Origin of the sequence: Candidatus Thiodiazotropha sp. LNASS1, from assembly GCF_964212655.1 — a bacterium.
GTDB lineage: Bacteria > Pseudomonadota > Gammaproteobacteria > Chromatiales > Chromatiaceae > Thiodiazotropha.
The window spans coordinates 410,608-428,657 of record NZ_OZ156465.1 but is presented as its reverse complement, the minus strand read 5'-3'; the positions used below and the strand labels follow the sequence as shown (position 1 = coordinate 428,657).

General features: G+C 55.7%; 14 protein-coding genes. 9 read left to right on the top strand and 5 right to left on the bottom strand.

From position 1 onward, the window contains the following. Positions 1 to 23 precede the first annotated feature (23 nt). Both AB8516_RS01740 and AB8516_RS01735 read left to right on the top strand, forming a co-directional pair. A complete protein-coding gene (locus tag AB8516_RS01740; RefSeq protein ID WP_369157478.1) occupies positions 24 to 1,052 on the top strand; it encodes a peptidylprolyl isomerase in 1,029 nt (342 codons plus the stop codon). 544 nt (positions 1,053 to 1,596) lie between these two features. Continuing rightward, positions 1,597 to 2,379 carry a hypothetical protein gene (locus AB8516_RS01735; protein ID WP_369157476.1) on the top strand — a complete coding sequence of 261 codons (783 nt, stop codon included), beginning with the start codon at positions 1,597 to 1,599 and terminating at the stop codon, positions 2,377 to 2,379. A 91-nt stretch (positions 2,380 to 2,470) separates the two neighbouring features. Here the strand turns inward: AB8516_RS01735 and ltrA are convergent, their stop codons facing one another. Continuing rightward, entirely contained in the window at positions 2,471 to 3,778 is a 1,308-nt protein-coding gene (ltrA, locus tag AB8516_RS01730; RefSeq protein ID WP_369157474.1) for a group II intron reverse transcriptase/maturase, read from the bottom strand. 594 nt (positions 3,779 to 4,372) lie between these two features. Between ltrA and AB8516_RS01725 the strand changes: the two genes are divergently transcribed. The 4 genes from AB8516_RS01725 to AB8516_RS01710 all read left to right on the top strand — a co-directional run bounded on the left by AB8516_RS01725 (position 4,373) and on the right by AB8516_RS01710 (position 7,816). Next, positions 4,373 to 5,020 carry a hypothetical protein gene (locus tag AB8516_RS01725; RefSeq protein WP_369157472.1) on the top strand — a complete coding sequence of 216 codons (648 nt, stop codon included), beginning with the start codon at positions 4,373 to 4,375 and terminating at the stop codon, positions 5,018 to 5,020. A 117-nt stretch (positions 5,021 to 5,137) separates the two neighbouring features. Then, the gene (locus AB8516_RS01720; protein ID WP_369157470.1) at positions 5,138 to 5,557 is read left to right on the top strand and encodes an acyl-CoA thioesterase; all 420 of its coding nucleotides are present in this window, start codon (positions 5,138 to 5,140) and stop codon (positions 5,555 to 5,557) included. A gap of 280 nt (positions 5,558 to 5,837) precedes the next feature. After that, positions 5,838 to 7,163, top strand: coding sequence for a pentapeptide repeat-containing protein (locus AB8516_RS01715; protein WP_369157467.1), 1,326 nt, complete (start codon positions 5,838 to 5,840; stop codon positions 7,161 to 7,163). A gap of 80 nt (positions 7,164 to 7,243) precedes the next feature. Then, a complete protein-coding gene (locus AB8516_RS01710) occupies positions 7,244 to 7,816 on the top strand; it encodes a DUF3592 domain-containing protein (RefSeq protein WP_369157465.1) in 573 nt (190 codons plus the stop codon). 203 nt (positions 7,817 to 8,019) lie between these two features. Here the strand turns inward: AB8516_RS01710 and AB8516_RS01705 are convergent, their stop codons facing one another. From AB8516_RS01705 to smc, 4 genes are all read right to left on the bottom strand, one after another. Next, positions 8,020 to 8,313 carry a segregation and condensation protein A gene (locus tag AB8516_RS01705; RefSeq protein ID WP_369157463.1) on the bottom strand — a complete coding sequence of 98 codons (294 nt, stop codon included), beginning with the start codon at positions 8,311 to 8,313 and terminating at the stop codon, positions 8,020 to 8,022. Positions 8,314 to 8,391: 78 nt separating this feature from the next. Further along, the gene (gene ligA / locus AB8516_RS01700) at positions 8,392 to 10,419 is read right to left on the bottom strand and encodes an NAD-dependent DNA ligase LigA (protein ID WP_369157461.1); all 2,028 of its coding nucleotides are present in this window, start codon (positions 10,417 to 10,419) and stop codon (positions 8,392 to 8,394) included. Beyond that, the gene (zipA, locus tag AB8516_RS01695; protein ID WP_369157459.1) at positions 10,416 to 11,267 is read right to left on the bottom strand and encodes a cell division protein ZipA; all 852 of its coding nucleotides are present in this window, start codon (positions 11,265 to 11,267) and stop codon (positions 10,416 to 10,418) included. The genes ligA and zipA overlap by 4 nt, the downstream gene beginning before the upstream one ends. A 2-nt stretch (positions 11,268 to 11,269) precedes the next feature. After that, entirely contained in the window at positions 11,270 to 14,776 is a 3,507-nt protein-coding gene (gene smc, locus AB8516_RS01690) for a chromosome segregation protein SMC (protein ID WP_369157457.1), read from the bottom strand. A 173-nt stretch (positions 14,777 to 14,949) separates the two neighbouring features. On the opposite strand from smc, the gene queF reads away from it, so the two are divergent. The 3 genes from queF to AB8516_RS01675 all read left to right on the top strand — a co-directional run bounded on the left by queF (position 14,950) and on the right by AB8516_RS01675 (position 18,005). Next, the gene (gene queF / locus AB8516_RS01685) at positions 14,950 to 15,339 is read left to right on the top strand and encodes a preQ(1) synthase (protein ID WP_369157455.1); all 390 of its coding nucleotides are present in this window, start codon (positions 14,950 to 14,952) and stop codon (positions 15,337 to 15,339) included. A 64-nt stretch (positions 15,340 to 15,403) separates the two neighbouring features. Continuing rightward, positions 15,404 to 16,681, top strand: a complete 1,278-nt coding sequence (locus AB8516_RS01680; RefSeq protein WP_369157453.1) for an FGGY-family carbohydrate kinase — start codon at positions 15,404 to 15,406, stop codon at positions 16,679 to 16,681. A gap of 166 nt (positions 16,682 to 16,847) precedes the next feature. Next, the gene (locus tag AB8516_RS01675) at positions 16,848 to 18,005 is read left to right on the top strand and encodes a DUF2235 domain-containing protein (RefSeq protein ID WP_369157451.1); all 1,158 of its coding nucleotides are present in this window, start codon (positions 16,848 to 16,850) and stop codon (positions 18,003 to 18,005) included. The last annotated feature ends 45 nt before the right edge of the window (positions 18,006 to 18,050 follow it).

The window sequence follows — 18,050 nt, the reverse complement described above, 5'->3', positions numbered from 1 at the left end:
ATCACAACTAGGTAAGTTCAACGATGAAAACTAAGATCTTATTAGCTGCAGTTTGCAGCGCAGGACTGCTGACAGCCTGCAATCAGTCTACGGACCAGGCTTCAACCGCAGCCAAGACGGATAGCGACCGTCCCGCCACCGTACCCGAAATGAACGAACCCACAACCGGCGACATGGATGTTGAAACCCTGCTCACCGTCAATGGCGAAGCGATTACCCGCACCATGTACAGCCTCTACTTTCAGGACCGCATGCGCAACGTGCCCGATGCGCAAAACTCCCCTGAGATGCAGATGAGCGTGCTCAATGAGCTGTCCAATATCATCATCGTGGCACAGGATGCGGAGAAACAGGGTATCCTAAAGCGTCCGGAAGTCGCGGCATCGGTTGACCTGTTGAAAGCCAAGCTGCTGACCCAGATCGCCATCCAGGACTTCGCCAGCAGCCACGAGCCCAGCGAAGAGGATATCCAGAAGGCTTATCAGGAGGATTATGCAGGACAGTCCGGTAATGAATACAAGGCCAGGCATATCCTCGTGAAAGAACAGGATGAAGCAACCGCGCTGATCGAAAAACTCGATGGCGGCGCCGATTTCGCTGAACTCGCCGTCGAACATTCAACCGGACCCACCGGTAAGAATGGCGGCGACCTCGGCTGGTTCGATGTGGCACAGATGGTAAAACCCTTTGGCGACGCCTTGAAAACCCTGGAAAAAGGCAAATACAGCGCAGCCCCGGTAGAGACCCAGTTCGGCTGGCATGTCATTCTGCTGGAGGACACCCGTGTGTCAGAGGCGCCGTCGCTGGACAGCGTCAAGGGCAAGATCGTCAACAAGCTGAAACAGGTCGCCCTCTCCGATTACATGCAGGGCCTGCGCGATTCCAGCAAACTGGTCTTCAATGAAAAGAACGCCCAGCCCGCCCCTGCTGCCGACCCGAGCGCCGCAGCACCCGGGTCCGCTCCTGCCGGGGAAGCCCCAGCGACTGACAGCGCAACCCCAAGCATGGAAGCAAACGCCGAGATGGATAAACCGGCTGAAGCAGCCAAGTAATCCAAAGCGTCATCAAAACAGGGTGCCCGTCGTTCCTGACGGGCACCGGCTCAACAAACCACCATTCCCATTCAAGATGGTTTGCAATATCTGACTATCCCCGGCAGCCTGCTCTCCAGAACAAACTCCACCAAACAAACAGTTCGTCACCAAAGGGCGAAGTAAAAGCCTGAAATCAATAGCGCCTCGCCGTCTGAAGTCCCATATTCTTGCGTTTCACCACCGAAAACCTTAATAATGATATGACTTATGAGGTGAAACAAACGGATATCCGTCGCCATGGAAACAATGGAATCAATCCGTCAAGCCAAGCCGGTTTTGCATTGCCGGCCGCCCCCTGCTCAAACGTCCCGGCTTAGAACTTATTTTCATCTGGTATCACAGAGAACCTGTCGTCGTCGGCATCAATTGAAACCCCATTGGATAAATGAGAACTTTTTGAATACATTTGGCGGTATAACACAATATTTAGAGCCGGCGGCATAACGCGATAATAGGTGCCGGCAATATAATCAACTTATGCCCAATAGTTAAGGATCAAGTGATGCAGACCTGTTTCGTAATTCAACCTTTTGACCACGGTAAGTTTGACAAGCGTTTCGAAGATACCTTTAAACCGGCAATTGAAGAAGTAGGGCTCAAAGCTTATAGAGTAGACCTAGATCCAAAAGTAGAGATACCAATCGAAGCAATTGAAGAGGGGATTCGTGATGCTGTGATTTGCTTGGCTGATATCACAACAGACAACCCAAACGTTTGGTACGAACTTGGCTATGCATTTGCGGCCGGTAAAGCGGTAATAATGGTGTGTTCCGATGAACGACAAGAAGCACGCTACCCTTTCGATATTCAGCACCGAACTGTCCTTGACTACAAGTCGGAATCCTCTAGCGATTTTGAACAGCTAAAAAACAAAATTGGAGAGCGGATTAAGGCGCTAATGAAAAAAGGCGAGAGATTGCGGGAACTTGCAGAAAATGATCCTGTTGCACCGCGTGAAGGATTGAGCGCGCCTGAGTTGGCGGTATTGGTAACTCTTGCTGGAGACTCAGTATTCCCAGATAGTTCAACAAGTATGTATTCTCTTAAGAACGATGTAGAGCGGGCTGGCTTTACATCTCTCGGGTTCGGGCTTGGATTCCGTCGTTTACTCCATAAACGTTATATTGAGTCTACGGAGGCTATTGATGAGCATAATGGAGAGCCATATCCGGCCGCACGACTTACTCCTACTGGATGGGATTGGATCGAGGCAAATGAAGGTATGTTTTCGCTAAAGAAAGGTATACCAGCGGCGGATGATTTTGATGATGACATACCGTTCTAGCCTTTTCACTAAAAGCATAATCGGGTAAGGGCGGGTCTCTAACCCGCCCTCCCCACACCACCTAGCATGCGGGTCCGCACTAGGCGGTTCATCAAGCATAGTGAAACTTAATCCATAGCTCCCTGACAGAGACGAGCCCCTGTTGCGCCAACCACTTGTTGGTCATTCCCGATTGCGTGGCAAGGGTTCTTGCCAGGCGATACGGCCCCTTAGAACTCAGCCCAAGACTCACAGCTGTTCGAGTCCTGGTACCAAGCTTGATCAGATTGCGGATACGGGTTCTCGGCTTGTGCCATTGTTTCAAATAGCACATCCGTAATCGTCGTCGTATCCATTCATCCAATCTCGGCAAGGGCCGGTAGTATTCGGAAAGTCCGTAGTAGTTAATCCACCCCTGGATGTATAAACGAAGCTCCCGGTAACGACGTTGCATCGAAATACCCCAAGAGCGTTTCGTCAGACGACGAATATTGTACTTGAAGTCGTTCAATGCTTTGTCACTCCAGCGGATTTTCTTCCCTTTGAAGGTGAAACCGAGGAAGTGCAGTTCATTGGTTTTCACCACTTTGCTCTTTCCCTCGTTGACCACCAATTTGAGTTTGGTGCTCAGAAATCGCTTCACCCACTGCATTACGCGATGGCCCGCCGATGTGGATCTTACGCAGATGGTAAAATCATCGGCATAACGGGCAAAGCGCAGTGCACGGGATTCCAGAAGTTTATCCAGATCGTCCAACACCACATTCGCCAAGAGTGGTGATAGAGGGCCGCCTTGCGGCACCCCTTCGGGTGTTGGATGGCACACCCCATCAATCGCCACTCCGGCGCGCAGATAACGACCGATCAGTTTGAGCAGTCGCTTGTCTGTGATATGCCGAGAGAGCCGTGACATGAGGATGTCATGATTGACCCGATCGAAGAACTTCGACAGGTCTACATCCACTGCCACTTTGTACCCTGCTTCGATGAATCCTTTGACCTGACGCACCGCGCCATGGGCGTTACGCCCCGGGCGGAAGCCATGACTCGATTCTGAGAAGCTGGGGTCGATGATGGGATTCAACACTTGGGCGATGGCTTGCTGGATCACGCGGTCGTTGACGGTTGGGATGCCCAGTGAGCGGCTGCCGCCGTTCGGTTTTGGGATCTCCACCCGCGCCACCGGCTGCGGGATGTAGTAGCCACCTTCCAGGGCTCGGCGGGTCGCGGCCCAGTGCTTTCTGGCCCACAGAGGATAGTCCTCAATAGATACGCCATCGACACCGGGCGCCCCTTTGTTCCCCTTCACCTGCTTCCATGCGGCGTGGAGGTTCTCAGGCGACAGGATCCGCTCCATGAGATTATCGTTCAAGGCTGGTTGCTGCGATTCACCGCCGGTAGCAGACTTTTCGTTTGTCACAAACTGCGCCTCCACCGAGATGAACAAGACTCCTCCTTGGCTGATGTTCGGCCCTTCCCGTTCCTAGCCTCCTGGCCCGGACTGGTACTACGACCTCTGCTGACTTCTGACAGATCACCCGGACCATTGCTGGCCAGAGCGCTGTGGCATGCCACCGCATGTCTGTCAGATCTCCCCAGATAAGAACATGAACTTTCACAGCACAACCGCGCCATTTACCTTATCCCCCGAACCACAGGGCTTTGATGTCTTGTGCCACCTTGCCCCAGGGAAGTAGGCCTTATATGACGTTCCTGTCCGTCGGCTCGCTGTTTTGCGCTTAGGTTTCCTTCAGACATCCCCTTGCGGGTTTGCCCTTGCCCTCGGCTAGTAGTTGAGGTCAAATATGTGAATTGATAGGGAATCGGCCTCAGAGAGGGATGCCTATGCAGTTCATCGATCATCGACTGTGGTTCTCCTACAGGGGACTTCCACCCCATCAGTTCATGCCCATGCTGGGCGTACACAATCGACTCCACGCGACGCGAAAATCGCGCTCATGAGCTGGAGCGTTAGGGCAATAAAATGGGTCTTTGGAGAACTAGACATCATTCTATGGAGTTGCTTGCAAAGGAGTATAAAAAGCATGCAATAGCGATTGAAGAAACATTCATGATTATCGATGAATGTATTGATCTATTTGATCATAAAGCACGAAGCGATGATTACCACAGGATATGTGGCTTAGTATTGGCGAAGGCGCGAAATTATGCATTGGGTGCGTATGGCCTAATACTTGATGGGCTCGGACAAGAAGCAGGAGCGCTATTACGTCCATTTATTGAATATCATGAACTACTCACATATTTCCGCTTGAAACCTAATCGGGTTCAGGAGGCAATAGATGACAAGCTACCTTCAGCGGGAAAAAGGGCGCAGTTAATTGCTGGTAAATTTCACGAATTCAGAAAGTACCTGAATGATAATGCTTCACATAGTTCATTTAGTTACCACGCGCTAAATCACTTGCTTGAAAAACCGGATATGACAATTAGAAAAGAGCAACCCATGCTACCCAAAGTACTTGTTAAGAATATGGGTGATTTTTTTGTTCAATTGTTGCTAATGGCAAATGAGGCAATAAATTGTTTGCAAACTGCAGATATGGGTTGTGCCGGAAAGCAAGCTGAAAATATTGAGAAGTTACGCATTGAAGGGATTGAAATATTTAAATTAAATGAGAGGGTTTCAGCAAGTGCATAATGTCCAAACAAGCGGCGCAACACGGACTCCAGCGCTGACGCGCCTCCGCCGGTTTGCTTAGCGTTAAACAAAGCGTTGGGCAGAAAAACCCGAGGGAGCAGTGAAGCGTTTTAGAAAATGAAAAAGATCGAGTACACAAAGACAATCTATACGTATGAAATCGATGCGGGCCAGCACGCCAGCAACATCGCTTACATTCAATGGATGGAGGTCGCTCGTCTTAGGTTGTTGGAGAAAGTAGGCCTTCCGATCCACGAGATCAAGTCAAAAGGGTTTGTTCCAGCTCTAGTGCGAACGAATATTAGCTACAAGAAGCCCCTATTCATTGGCGATGAGGTCAGGGTCGTACTGTGGTTATCTGAACTCCGAAGCATGTCCGCAAACATGTCCTTCGAATTTTACAATCAGCATAACCAGTTGGTAGCAACTGGAGAGCAAGCTGGCCTATTCATCAGCTTAGAAAAGCAGCGCCCGCACAAACTGTCACAGCAAGATAGAAAGCGTTTCGAACCGTATGTGTCTGAATCGTCGAAATGAGTGGCAGTTTTGGGAATTGCGAGTTGATACGGTTCAATCATCGCGGCAAGAGTTGTGCGAACACCCGCTCTACCGCCTTTGACGCACCGCTGCCACTACATCAGGTGAGGTCAAACCACAAAGAGCCACTAGTATTTAATACCCAACAAGAAAGCCATGTTGTACTCTTCGTTTGCTTGGACGCACCTGTCGATGCGCCACATGCTTAGACGTTAACTAAACAGATTCTATTTCCGGCTACTATTACCTCATACCAAATAACGTCAATCGGCCGTAAAACATGACCATCGACAACCTCCAACCCCGTTTCAAAGGCGATAATGAAGCACTCCGGATACTGCTTGCCGCACTACAGGGAGGCGATCGAAGCGCCTGGGGGCAGCTGGTTCGGGAAAGCCGTAGAGGCGATCCGCTCGACCTGACCGGAATCAATCTCGACGGGCTCGATCTGACCGGTGTCTCCTTCTGGAAGGTGCGCCTGCGTGACTCCACGCTTCGTGGGGCCTGTGTCGAGAACGTGGACTTTCGCGATGCCGATCTTGCTAATAGCGACATGCGCGAGATGCGGGCTGCCGGGGCCGATTTTGGCTGGTCCAGCCTCGATGGCGCGAATCTCTCCGGTTCCGACTGTTCAGGGTCGAATTTTGAGGAGGTACATGCCGAGCGGACAAACTTCAGTCACTGCCTGCTGAACGGCTGTAACTTCAGAAAGACCCGGCTGGCCTACTCCCTCTTCAACAGCTGTGATCTCGCCGGGGCGAATCTCTACAATGCGGATCTCGGCTCGACGGAGATCCGGGGAGCTGATCTATCCGGTGCTGATCTGCGTTTCGCCATTCTCACCTATGCAACCCTCGCCCATGTGAATCTTTCGGGAGCAGACCTGGAACGCTCCTGGGTTTTCGGCGTGAGCGCCTGGGACGTCGAGGTCGATGAGGATACCAGGGAGTCGGAACTGGGCATCGACCGGAGTCGGCATCCCTGGCTCGCCTGGAACCATAGCCTTCCCCAGTGCACCGCGCCGGGCCTGGAGTTTGCCCAACTGCTCGGTCTGGTTTACGGCAATCAGAAGCTGGGACGCCTGATCGATGCCGTCTCCCGCAGAATGGTGCTCATCCTCGGCCGCTTCTCCCCGCAACGACTGGCGGTATTGACCGCTCTCCACGAGGCTCTGCGCGGCAGGGACCTGGCACCGGTGATCTTCAACTTTGACGGGCCCGAGGAGAAGAACGTGACCGAGACGGTGCGCGTCCTGGGCGGCCTGGCCGGCTGGGTGGTGGCGGATCTCAGCGATCCCAAGAGCGTACCCCAGGAGATCGGCGCGCTTGTGCCCTCCTATCCCAACGTGCCGCTTATCCCGATTATTCAGGGAGACCAGGACCCCTACGCCATGTTTCCCGACTGGCAGGACGAACACAATGTGCTCGAGACCATCCGTTACAAGGACGCCGATGATCTGACCGGCCGGGTGGAAAACGAAATGTTGAATCGGGTCGCGGCTTTCCGGGAAGGCCAGGAGAGTCACCGCCAGATCCGCGAAGAGAATGAACGCCTGCGCGAGGAGGTCGAACGGTTGAAACGCGAACTTGCGGAAAGGCACAGTTGAGCCGTGAATACGCCATGAACAAAACCGGTGCCGATATCACAAACCGGATATATGGAATTGCGAGTAAATTGTTTTAACGAATGGATACTAAAACCCTCCTCCTTGCCGTCAAACTGATTGCACTGCTGTCTATAGCCTATCTGGTCTTCCTGTTCGTGCCTCTACAGGCTCACCACCTGTTGCTGGTAATCTCCGTTGCGTTGATTCTGATTGGCGGAGGATCACTCCTCAAATACAAACAACATGGCGACTGGATAGAGGACAAAGCGAAAATAGTCGATATCGGGGAAGCGTCGGAAATTGTTGCCATCGGTCAATACTCGAAGCTGAAGTATTTCTACCCAGTGATCGATTATGAATATGCGGTCGATGGAAAAAACTACTCCGGCAACACCGTTTCTAACGAAACAGAGAATGTCTGGGTACCGGAGGTGAATGGTTGGGGCGATCCCAACCCGGATACGGTTCGATGGTGGCTTTCTCTAAAACCGGGAGATGACATTCCCGTCTTTATCAACCCGGAAAATCACAGTGATACGGTACTTGTAAAAGAGGCCTCAAAAGCCAGGCGTTCGCACCATCATGCACTTTTGTTGGGAGGGGTGCTCCTCGGGCTGATTTGGCTGACACTCGTCGGTATGATCGCACCATAAAGATGATGCACAACCAACTACGCTGCCTTAAAGGCCCTAACCTAAAACTCCATACAGGACAGTTAAAACGCAAATAATTGCGTTCATTTGCGGCTTATAAACATTTGCGTCCATTTGCGGCTTGCTTTCACATCACCCACAGTGAGGAAGAGAGAGGGTGATAGCGGATAGAAGAGAATGGTGGGTAACCAGAAAGATTCCGCTCACTCATCCTCATTCTTTTTGGCCTTGCCGATATTGCTGATCGGCACGACCTTGGTCGCGGGTGGCTCATCGACGTAGTAGGGCCGCTCCTGAGCGGTTCGTCCATCGGCATCGGCCAGTTCCTTTTCGCGGGCGGTGATCAGGCCGAGACAGGCTCGGATATCCTGGATGGTCTGATCCGAAAGAGGGTGCTTGAGACTTTTATGCTCAGGGGTCACCTCGCGCACAATGGTGGTCAGCAGCTTGCGCATCACCATCATGATTTCCCGTTCTTTTATGGTTTCGTCGCTCATGTTATGCCTGCAATCCTGTAACGATATGGATAGAAACTATCACGAATGGGGATGTGAATAAACGCAAGCCCGGAGGCGTTATCGGTTTTGCGCCAGCAGATCCCGCAGTGCCGCCTCGTCGAGGATAGCGACGCCCAGCTTCTCTGCTTTGTCCAGTTTCGACCCTGCCTCCTCCCCCGCCAACAGGTAATCGGTCTTTTTCGAAACACTGCCAGTCACCTTGGCGCCGAGGCTCTGCAGCATCTGCTTGACCTCATCCCGCGGTTTGCTCAGGGTGCCTGTGATGACCACTGTCTTACCCGCCAATGGCTGCTGCTCAACAGGTTGTATTTCCACCGCCGGCCAATGAATGCCCGCCTCTATCAATTGCTCGATGACCTCCCTGTTGTGTGCCTGTCGAAAGAATGAATGAGTATGTGCCGCAACTATAGGCCCCACATCCGGGGTCTCTTGCAGTGCATTTTCATCTGCCTGCTCCAGGGCCTCCAGGGTGGCGAATTGATTTGCCAGAGACTGGGCGGTCGCTTCCCCAACCTCTCTGATACCCAGTGCATAGAGAAAACGGTCAAGGGTGGTTGACTTGCTCTTCTCCAGGGCCTCCAACAGGTTCTTAGCCGACTTCTCGGCCATGCGTTCCAGGGCGCCCAGCTGCTCCAGAGTCAGGCGAAACAGATCCGCGGGGGTATCGACCAGTTCCTGCTGCACCAGTTGATCCACCAGCTTGTCGCCCAATCCCTCGATATCCATCGCCTTGCGCGAGGCGAAATGTTTCAGCGCCTCCTTGCGTTGCGCCGGACAGTAGAGACCGCCGCTGCAGCGGGCCACCGCCTCCCCTTCCGGCTTGATGATGTCCGAATCGCACACCGGGCAGGCCGTCGGCAGATCGACGGGGCGGGCGTCTGGCCGGCGCTGCTCCATGACCACGCTGACCACCTCCGGGATCACATCCCCCGCCCGCCTGACGATCACCGTATCGCCGGGCCGCACATCCTTGCGCAGCACTTCATCCATATTGTGCAGCGTGGCATTGCTCACCGTGACCCCGCCGACAAACACCGGGGTCAAGCGGGCCACCGGTGTTATCGCCCCGGTTCTGCCGACCTGAAACTCGATCGTCTCGACCTGGGTCATCTCCTCCTGAGCGGGGAATTTATAGGCGATCGCCCAACGAGGAGCCCGGGAAACGAAACCGAGCTGCTGCTGCAGATCGAGATCATCCACTTTGAATACCACACCATCGATGTCATAGGGCAAGCCATCCCGCTGCTTTTCGACGCGCTGAAAATAGTCTATACATCCGGCCACCCCGGTGACCACCTCGTGCAGTGGTGATATGGGCAGACCCCATTGGCGTAGTCGGCGGATACTTTCGCTTTGCTGATCGGCGATGGGCGCCGGTACGACTTCGCCAAGACCATAGGCATAGAATGAGAGGGGGCGCTGGGCGGTCAGTCTTGGATCGAGCTGACGCAGCGAACCGGCGGCGGCATTGCGGGGATTGACGAAACCCTTTTCACCCTGCTCCCGGGCGCGCTGGTTCAATGCCTCGAACCCCTCATGGGGCATAAAGATCTCACCTCTTACTTCGAGGATCTCGGGCCAGTCATCGCCCTGCAGTGACAGGGGAATCGCCTTGATGGTACGGACATTGCCGGTGACATCCTCGCCCCGGCTGCCATCGCCCCGGGTGGCGCCCTGCGCCAGGCTGCCCTTTTCATAGCGCAGGCTGACCGCCAGGCCGTCGAGTTTCGGTTCGGCCAGGTAGCGGATGGCCTGGTCGCCCTCCAGCTTCAGCCGGTCGCGGATACGCCGCTCGAACTCTCCCATCTCCTCTTTGCCAAAGGCGTTGTCGAGGGAGAGCATGGGCAGACGATGGACCACCTCCTCGAAACCTTCCAGGGGTTTGTCCCCCACCCGTTGGGTGGGCGAGTCGGGGGTAACCAATTGCGGGTATTCAGACTCCAGTCGCTGCAGCTCGCGCAGCAGGCGGTCGTAGGCGACATCCGGTATCTTGGGCGCGTCGAAGACGTAGTATTGCCGGTTGTGGTAGTTGATTTCGCCGCGCAGGGCCTCGATGCGCTGCGCCGCATCGCGCTTTTTGTTCAACCCTTGCTCCGGGCCAATTGGACCTGACGCCGGTGCTCTATGATCTCACCACGCATATGTTCGATGGTCTGTTTGGTCAGAGCGCTGTGGGTCTCGTCCTGCAGTTCCCCATCCAGGATGGCGGCCAGGCGTTCCGCAGTGAAAAGCATATCCGCAAAGATCGCCATACTGTCACCCGGCCCCGGCAGCTGGGTGAAGAGGGTCAAGCCGGGTGTGGAAAACGCCTCCACATCCTGTTTGGGAAACACACCGGGCTCCACCATGCTGGCCAGGTTGAACTGCGGTTTGTTACTGCCGTCGCTGGCGATGCGTTGATAGATCGACAGTTCGCCCATGACAAGGCCGGTCTCCTGCATCGCCTTCTGAATGGCCGGACCGGTAAAAGGCTTGGAACGGGTGCGCAGATTGATCTGAATGATCAGCACCGGCACGTCGACCGGCGACTCCTCCTGAGCGCTGAAACCGAACAGCTCCTGCTGCTCCGGATCCGAGGATGCGGATTCGCTGTCGGCGGCCAGCTCAAGCTCGGGACCGTCATCCTCCTCCGCCTGCATGGTTCCGATCTCATCGACCTTCTGGTTCAGCAGTTCGGTATCCTCTTCATCCCAGTCTATCCAGGTATCATCACCCTCCGGGGATGCAATTGCCGACTGTTCATCGGGATGTTCAACCTGTTCGACAGCCATCTCCGCCGGCGCTGCCTCGTGAGCCGAATTCACCATCTCAACCCTGCGCTTGCGTGCCTGGGCCGAATCCCGCTTGCGGCGGTTGGTCTCATACAGGTAGATGCCGGCCAGGAAGACACAGCCGAGTACCAACAGAACGATGCGCAATGTCATGGCATCCATGATTAAATTGCGGCGAGTTGTGCCGCCTCCTCCACGTCGACAGTGACCAGGCGCGACACGCCCGGCTCATGCATGGTGACCCCCGATAGCTGGTTGGCGATCTCCATGGTGATCTTGTTATGGGTGATGAAAATGAATTGTACCTGATCGGACATGTCCCTCACCATATCGCAGAAACGCCCCACGTTGGCATCGTCCAGCGGCGCATCCACCTCGTCCAGCATGCAGAACGGCGCCGGGTTGAGCTGGAAGATCGCGAATACCATGGCCACGGCGGTCAACGCCTTCTCCCCACCCGACAGGAGATGGATATTGGTATTGCGCTTACCCGGGGGACGCGCCATCACCGTCACGCCGGTATCCAGCAGATCCTCGCCGGTCAACTCCAGATAGGCGTGACCACCGCCGAACAGTCGGGGAAACAGCTCTTTGATGCCTGAATTGACCTGATCGAAGGTCTCCTTGAAGCGGGTCCGGGTCTCCCGGTCGATTTTGCGAATCGCGTTTTCCAGTGTCTCCAGGGATCGGGAGATGTCCTCGTGCTGCTCGTCCAGATAGTTCAGTCGCTCAGACTGCTCTTGAAACTCATCGATCGCCGCCAGGTTGATGGGTCCCAGGCGCTGGATGCGATTCGCCAACCGTTCCGCCTGATCCTGCCATGCATCCTCCGTGGCATCCTCGTCCATGGTCTTGAACAACTCCTCGGCATCCAGCCCTCCCTCGTGCAGCTGTTCCTGCAAGGTCATGCAGCGTACATTCACCTCCTGGCTTTGCAGACGGGCCTGGTTGAGCTTGTCGCGCCGTTCCTGCACCAGCTGCTCCGCGACATGACGCTCCTGTTCCTTCTTGCGCAGGTGTCCATCCACATCCTCAAGGCTGCGACGGACCTCGTTCAATGCCTTGTCGACGGTCGTCCGTTCCGATAGCTTCTGATTCAACATCACCAGCTGCTGCTGCAGTGGCGCTTCGCTGTTTTCCAGGGTGGCTTTCAACTCCTCCCGCCGGTGGGTGAGTTGAGTCAACTGGCTGCCTGCCCGCTCCAGGTTTTGCGTCAACGAAGTGTGAGCGGTACGCATCGATTCCACCCGCAACGCCACCTTATGGGTCGAGGAGCGCTGTTGGTTGAGATGCTCTCTCGCCTCGGCAACCTGCTCACGCAGCGCATCCCGCTGCTTCACAAGTGATTCACGACGACTGCCCAGGTTCTCGATTGCCTCCAGTGCTTCATGCAGGCGCAACCGGGTCTCCTCCATCAACTCCTTGTCGTTATTGATCTGGTCGGCAATCTCCTGCTGTTCGTGTTGCAGCTGTTCGCGGCGTTGCCGGAGATGGTCGGCGCGGGTGCGCTTACCGCTCAGGCTGGCGCGTATTTCGGACAGTGCCCGGTTGAGTCGGTTGTAACCGGCCTGGGCCTGTTCACGGCTGTGTTCCGATTGCCTCAGCGCCTCCCTGCCCTGTTCAAGATCGGCAGCGAGTTCGGAGACATTGCGCTCCTGCTCCGCAAGTGTCTGTTTCAGGTTGCGAAGTTCCTCTTCCCTGGCCAGTACGCCTGCGTTCTCATCCGATTCACGGCTGACTCTCAACCAGTCCGGACCTAGCCAGAAACCATCCGGGGTAACCAGTGTCTCCCCCACCTTCAGCCCTTGTCGCCTTGCGAAGGCATCATGAACCGTGTCTGCCAGCTTCACACCGCCAAGCAGCGACTGCAGATTCCAGGGCGATGTGACCTTGGAAAGCAGGCTGTCCTCACCGGCGGGATATTCATCTCCGGTCCGGGCGCGGGTATCCCAGAAGGCCAGCGCTCCCTTCTCCAGTTGCGCCAGTTGCTCATTGAATCGGCCGATGTCGTCCACGCAGACGGCCTGCAGATGAAATCCCAACACCAGCTCCACCGCCTGCTGCCATCGGGGCTCCACCTTGATCTCCTGGGCCAGGCGCTTGGCGTCGCTGAGCTGACGCTTCTCGAGCCACTCCACCCCTTCATCCTGTTGACCCAGGGACGCCTGTTGTAGCGCCTCCAATGAGGCCAATCGCCCTTTGTTGGATTGAAAATCGGCGCGGGCCTGATCCAGACTGTTGGCGGTCTGACTGTTTTTTTCCCGCTGTTGGTTGATCAGCTCCACCGCCTGATCGAGTTGTCCGTGCAGGGTATCGGCTTCGCTTTTCTGCCGGTTTTCATCGGATTCGAGCACGGTGATTTCACTCAACAGCTGGCTGTCGTCGAGGCGTCCCAGCTCCTCGTCCAGGCGCTGCAGCCGCTGTTCCAGGTTACCCCCCTGCTGTTCGAGATGGTTGATACGGGTGCGTTCGACCTGAGCGGTCTGGGCCGGTTCCGCCGCTTTTTGATTAAACTGTTCCCACTCATGCTGCCAGGCCTGCATCGCCTGTTCGGCCTCGTGCAGGGCCTTGGAATGCCTGGCCTCCTCGCCTCGCGCCTGATCCAGCTTCGGCTGCTCCTGTTGCAGACTGGCGTTGAGCTCCGACAGGCGCTCTTCATCCTGTGCTTTATGGGCTTCCGACTCTTGCAGGGCCTGTTCCACTTGCTCCAGATCCTGCTGTTGCTGACGTTGCGAATCGCGGGCAAACTGGATTGCCTGCTCCAAGCCGCTGATCTCCGCTCCCAGGCTGTAGAAATTGCCCTGGACCTCGTTGAACCGGTCGTTGACTTCCGTATGTTTGTCCCGGTCCGATTCGATCACCGCTTCCAGCTTGCGCTGCTCGGCGATGGCTTCCTCGAGTCGGTTCTGCAGCTCCGCAATCTGTCGCTGTCGCTGCTCAAGATCCTGATGCAGGCTGCGCCAACGCAGGGCCAGCAACTCCGCCTTGACCTGACGCTCCTGCTGTTTCAGCTCCTGGTACTTTTCCGCGGTGGCGGCCTGACGTTTGAGATGCTGCAGCTGTTTGGCCACCTCTTCGCGCAGATCGGTCAGGCGTTCGAGGTTCTCCCGGGTATGGCGGATACGGTTCTCCGTCTCACGGCGGCGCTCCTTGTATTTGGAGATGCCTGCCGCCTCCTCCAGGAAGCTGCGCAGGTCCTCAGGTCGCGCCTCGATCAGGCGCGAAATCATGCCCTGTTCGATGATGGAATAGCTGCGGGGTCCGAGGCCGGTACCGAGAAACAAATCGGTGATATCCCTGCGCCGGCAGCGTACGCTGTTGAGATAGTAGAGGGACTGGCCATCACGGGAGACCTGACGCTTGACCGAGATCTGGTTGTACTGGGCATACTGGCCGCCCGCTCTGCCTTCCGAATTGTCGAACAGCAGTTCAATGGTCGCGGCGCCTACCGGCTTGCGCACACTCGAACCGTTGAAGATGACATCCGCCATCGATTCACCACGCAGCATCTTGGCCGAGCTTTCGCCCATGACCCAGCGCACGGCATCGATGACATTGGATTTTCCACATCCATTTGGCCCAACGATACCGACCAGGTTGCTTGGGATCGGCACTGTGGTTGGATCGACGAATGATTTAAATCCGGCGAGCTTGATTTTCTCCAGACGCATGGGCGGCTAAGATACACCAAAGAGGGGGATTGTTACAGGGTGCAGTTCAATTTTTTACACTTTAACTATCTAATATAAGTTATTGTTTTTACTGATTTATAGAGGCAAAGCTTTTGACCGGGTTCAGGCTCGAGTATAATTCTTCGCCATTTTAACGACGAGACTAGAAGACCATGCCCAGTCAACCGAGCAAAGATCTTGAAACCTTTGATAATCCCCAGCCGGACAGAGACTATACAATACGTATCAATATCCCGGAGTTCACCTGTCTCTGTCCCAAGACCGGTCAGCCGGATTTTGCCGAGATGACCCTGGAGTATGTACCCGACCAGCTGTGTGTCGAGTTGAAGGCGTTGAAGATGTATATCTGGTCATTCCGCGATCAGGGAGCCTTCCACGAAGCGGTCACCAATGAGATTCTCAGCGATCTTGTCCGCGCCACCCAGCCCCGCTTCATGCGCCTGACCGCTGAATTCAATGTGCGAGGGGGCATCTACACCACCGTTGTCGCAGAGCACCGCGCGGATAACTGGATTTCTCCAGCCGCGGTAACATTGCCTTGATAGCCGCGAACACATCCTGTTCATTTAAAAACCGACGGGGGAACCTGCGTCAGGCCGTTCATAGATGAAGCGCTATATCGGCATCGACCTGGGTACTTCCGGCTGTCGGGCCATCGCAATCGATGACTCAGGGACCATCCGGGCCTCCGCAAGCAGGCCCCTGCCAAGCCCGGAGAAACCGCAACCCCATCAGCGTCGGCAGGACCCGGAGATCTGGTGGCGAACCCTGATCGAGGTTCTCACCGAGATCGGTCGCGCCTGTGGCGACAACACTATCGCGGCAATCGCCGTGGACGGTACATCCTCCACCCTGCTGCTGTCGGATCACCAGGGTAAACCGTTGACACCGGCCTTGATGTACAACGACAGCAGCGGCAAAGCGCAACTGGCGCTATTGAATACAATCGCTCCCACAGGCAATCCTGTTCTAAGCGCCTCATCGAGTCTCGCCAAACTGCTCCACCTGCGTCAAGGCCTCTCCACTGATCGTTATCTTGTCCGTCATCAGGCGGACTGGATCCTCGGCAGACTGTGTGGCGACTATCGCTACAGCGACGAGCATAATGTCCTGAAACTGGGCTATGATCCGATCCAGCGCCGGTGGCCCTCCTGGCTCGCGGAGTTGCAGGTTGACGGAGAGGTGCTGCCAAGCGTCGTACCCTGCGCCACCATGATCGGTGAACTGTGCCGCCAGGCCGCCGAAGCCACCGCTCTTCCACAGGGCATACCTATCGTCGCCGGCACCACGGATGGCAACGCTGCCTTTCTGGCCACCGGCGCCAACGAGATCGGTGAGGCGGTAAGCTCCCTCGGCAGCACCCTGGTGCTCAAGATTCTCGCCGACAAACCGGTATTCGCTGCTGAATTCGGCGTCTACAGTCATCGCCTGGGAGAGCGCTGGCTGGTGAGCGGCGCCTCCAACAGCGGCGGTGCGGTGCTGGCCAGTTATTTCAGCAACGAGGAGATGGCACGCATGACCCCTGAGCTGCAACCGGAGCAGCCCACCGGCCTCGATTACTACCCCCTGCTCTCGCCCGGTGAGCGTTTCCCCCACAATGATGCAGGCTATCAACCCCGTCTGCAGCCACGCCCAGCGGATGACCGGCGCTTCTTCCAGGGGATGCTGGAAGGCATCGCAGCCATCGAGGCGACTGGCTATCGTCAACTGCGGCAATTGGGGGCGCCAAAGCCCCGATGTGTCTATTCCATCGGTGGCGGCGCACTGAATGAACCATGGCGTCGGATTCGACAACAAAGGCTTTCCGTACCTGTAATCCCGGCGCCTCAGCAAGAGGCTGCCTTCGGCACCGCCCTGCTGGCCATGAGGGGAGTAGATGGTTGACGGCATACTTGTAAATGCATGAATGGCAGCCGACTACCGTACTACCAAGTGAAGCCTGGTCAAGTGTAATAGTTACCCCCTGGGTGGCGTGACAACAGACTGGCCCTGGTCTATATAGAGTGGAATATTGAATAATAAAACCTAAACCGACCATGGAGCTGGTACGATGCGAAGAATCATCATTTGTCTCGATGGAACCTGGGCAAGCCCCGGCAATCAAGTGGAACGGGGTGACGGCACCGAGGTCCACAAACCTTCCAATGTACTCAAAACCTATCGTGCCGTTCTGCCTCTGTCGGAGGATGGAATCGATCAGATCTCCTACTACGACGAAGGTGTCGGCGCCCTTTCGGCACAGCGAGGATTACGTAACAAGGCGCTGGCCAAACTCGATTCCGTGCTGGGCGGTGCCTGGGGTGCGGGATTTGAACAGAATATCGAAGCCGCCTACACCTTCATCGCGGGCAACAAACTAGCGGACGATGAGATCTTCGTCTTCGGCTTCAGCCGTGGTGCGGGTCAGGCGCGCAGTCTGTGCCGTTTCATCGACTGGATGGGCGGTATGCTGCACAAACGCGATGCCTATTTCATTCCAGATTTCTTCAAACACTATATCGAAACTGAGGCGGCTGAAGGCGCAGCCCGGGAACTCAGGCAGAAACTGATCGCCAGCGGCAAGAAAATTGAGCCACCCGTTGCTACCAAGATACGATTTCTCGGGGTCTACGATACCGTACTGGCCCTGGGCTCCCGCTTACGCGCCGACTTCGATAGAGAGGAGCGGACCACGGCGCCCGGTCTCAGTTTCCATGTGGGCGATAGACCGCCAGGCATCGTCAGCGTGGCCAGGCAGGCGTTGGCCATCGATGAACGCCGCACCGATTTCCGCCCCGAAATCTGGCAAGACACCCACCCCGATCAGTCGGTGGAACAGCGTTGGTTTCCTGGCGTGCACACCAGTATCGGTGGCGGTTACGCCAATGATGGTCTCGCCAACGGGGCTCTGCAGTGGATGATCGATGACGCCAAGCAGGAAGGGCTTGCCGTGGACGACGAATACCTCCGCTTCTATAGACCCTGGTTCGGCGATACGCGGAACGACTCATTCACCGGTTTCATGAAACTCAGGGGTTGGATCAAGGGGCTCATCGGTGAGAGTGGTGATCGCGACCTGGTCGCTATGCGTGACCATGCCGGTATCGATGTCCACGATTCGGCGATCAAGCTGCTCATACACGACAACACATACAGGCCCGACAACCTGCTGGCATTCATTCACCAGCGACCGGATCTATTGGCCAAACTGCCTGCAGGCATCATTTAACGACAGTACAATGCCGTGGGATAGACAAAACAACAAAATAGAAGG

Excerpts from the sequence above, each read along its gene's own strand:
- AB8516_RS01675 (WP_369157451.1), top strand. The coding sequence starts at position 16,848 with ATGCGAAGAATCATCATTTGTCTCGATGGAACCTGGGCAAGCCCCGGC.
- AB8516_RS01725 (WP_369157472.1), top strand. The coding sequence starts at position 4,373 with ATGGAGTTGCTTGCAAAGGAGTATAAAAAGCATGCAATAGCGATTGAA.
- AB8516_RS01715 (WP_369157467.1), top strand. The coding sequence starts at position 5,838 with ATGACCATCGACAACCTCCAACCCCGTTTCAAAGGCGATAATGAAGCA.
- queF (WP_369157455.1), top strand. The coding sequence starts at position 14,950 with ATGCCCAGTCAACCGAGCAAAGATCTTGAAACCTTTGATAATCCCCAG.
- AB8516_RS01720 (WP_369157470.1), top strand. The coding sequence starts at position 5,138 with ATGAAAAAGATCGAGTACACAAAGACAATCTATACGTATGAAATCGAT.
- AB8516_RS01710 (WP_369157465.1), top strand. The coding sequence starts at position 7,244 with ATGGATACTAAAACCCTCCTCCTTGCCGTCAAACTGATTGCACTGCTG.
- AB8516_RS01740 (WP_369157478.1), top strand. The coding sequence starts at position 24 with ATGAAAACTAAGATCTTATTAGCTGCAGTTTGCAGCGCAGGACTGCTG.
- smc (WP_369157457.1), bottom strand. The coding sequence starts at position 14,776 with ATGCGTCTGGAGAAAATCAAGCTCGCCGGATTTAAATCATTCGTCGAT.
- AB8516_RS01705 (WP_369157463.1), bottom strand. The coding sequence starts at position 8,313 with ATGAGCGACGAAACCATAAAAGAACGGGAAATCATGATGGTGATGCGC.
- AB8516_RS01680 (WP_369157453.1), top strand. The coding sequence starts at position 15,404 with ATGAAGCGCTATATCGGCATCGACCTGGGTACTTCCGGCTGTCGGGCC.
- AB8516_RS01735 (WP_369157476.1), top strand. The coding sequence starts at position 1,597 with ATGCAGACCTGTTTCGTAATTCAACCTTTTGACCACGGTAAGTTTGAC.
- zipA (WP_369157459.1), bottom strand. The coding sequence starts at position 11,267 with ATGGATGCCATGACATTGCGCATCGTTCTGTTGGTACTCGGCTGTGTC.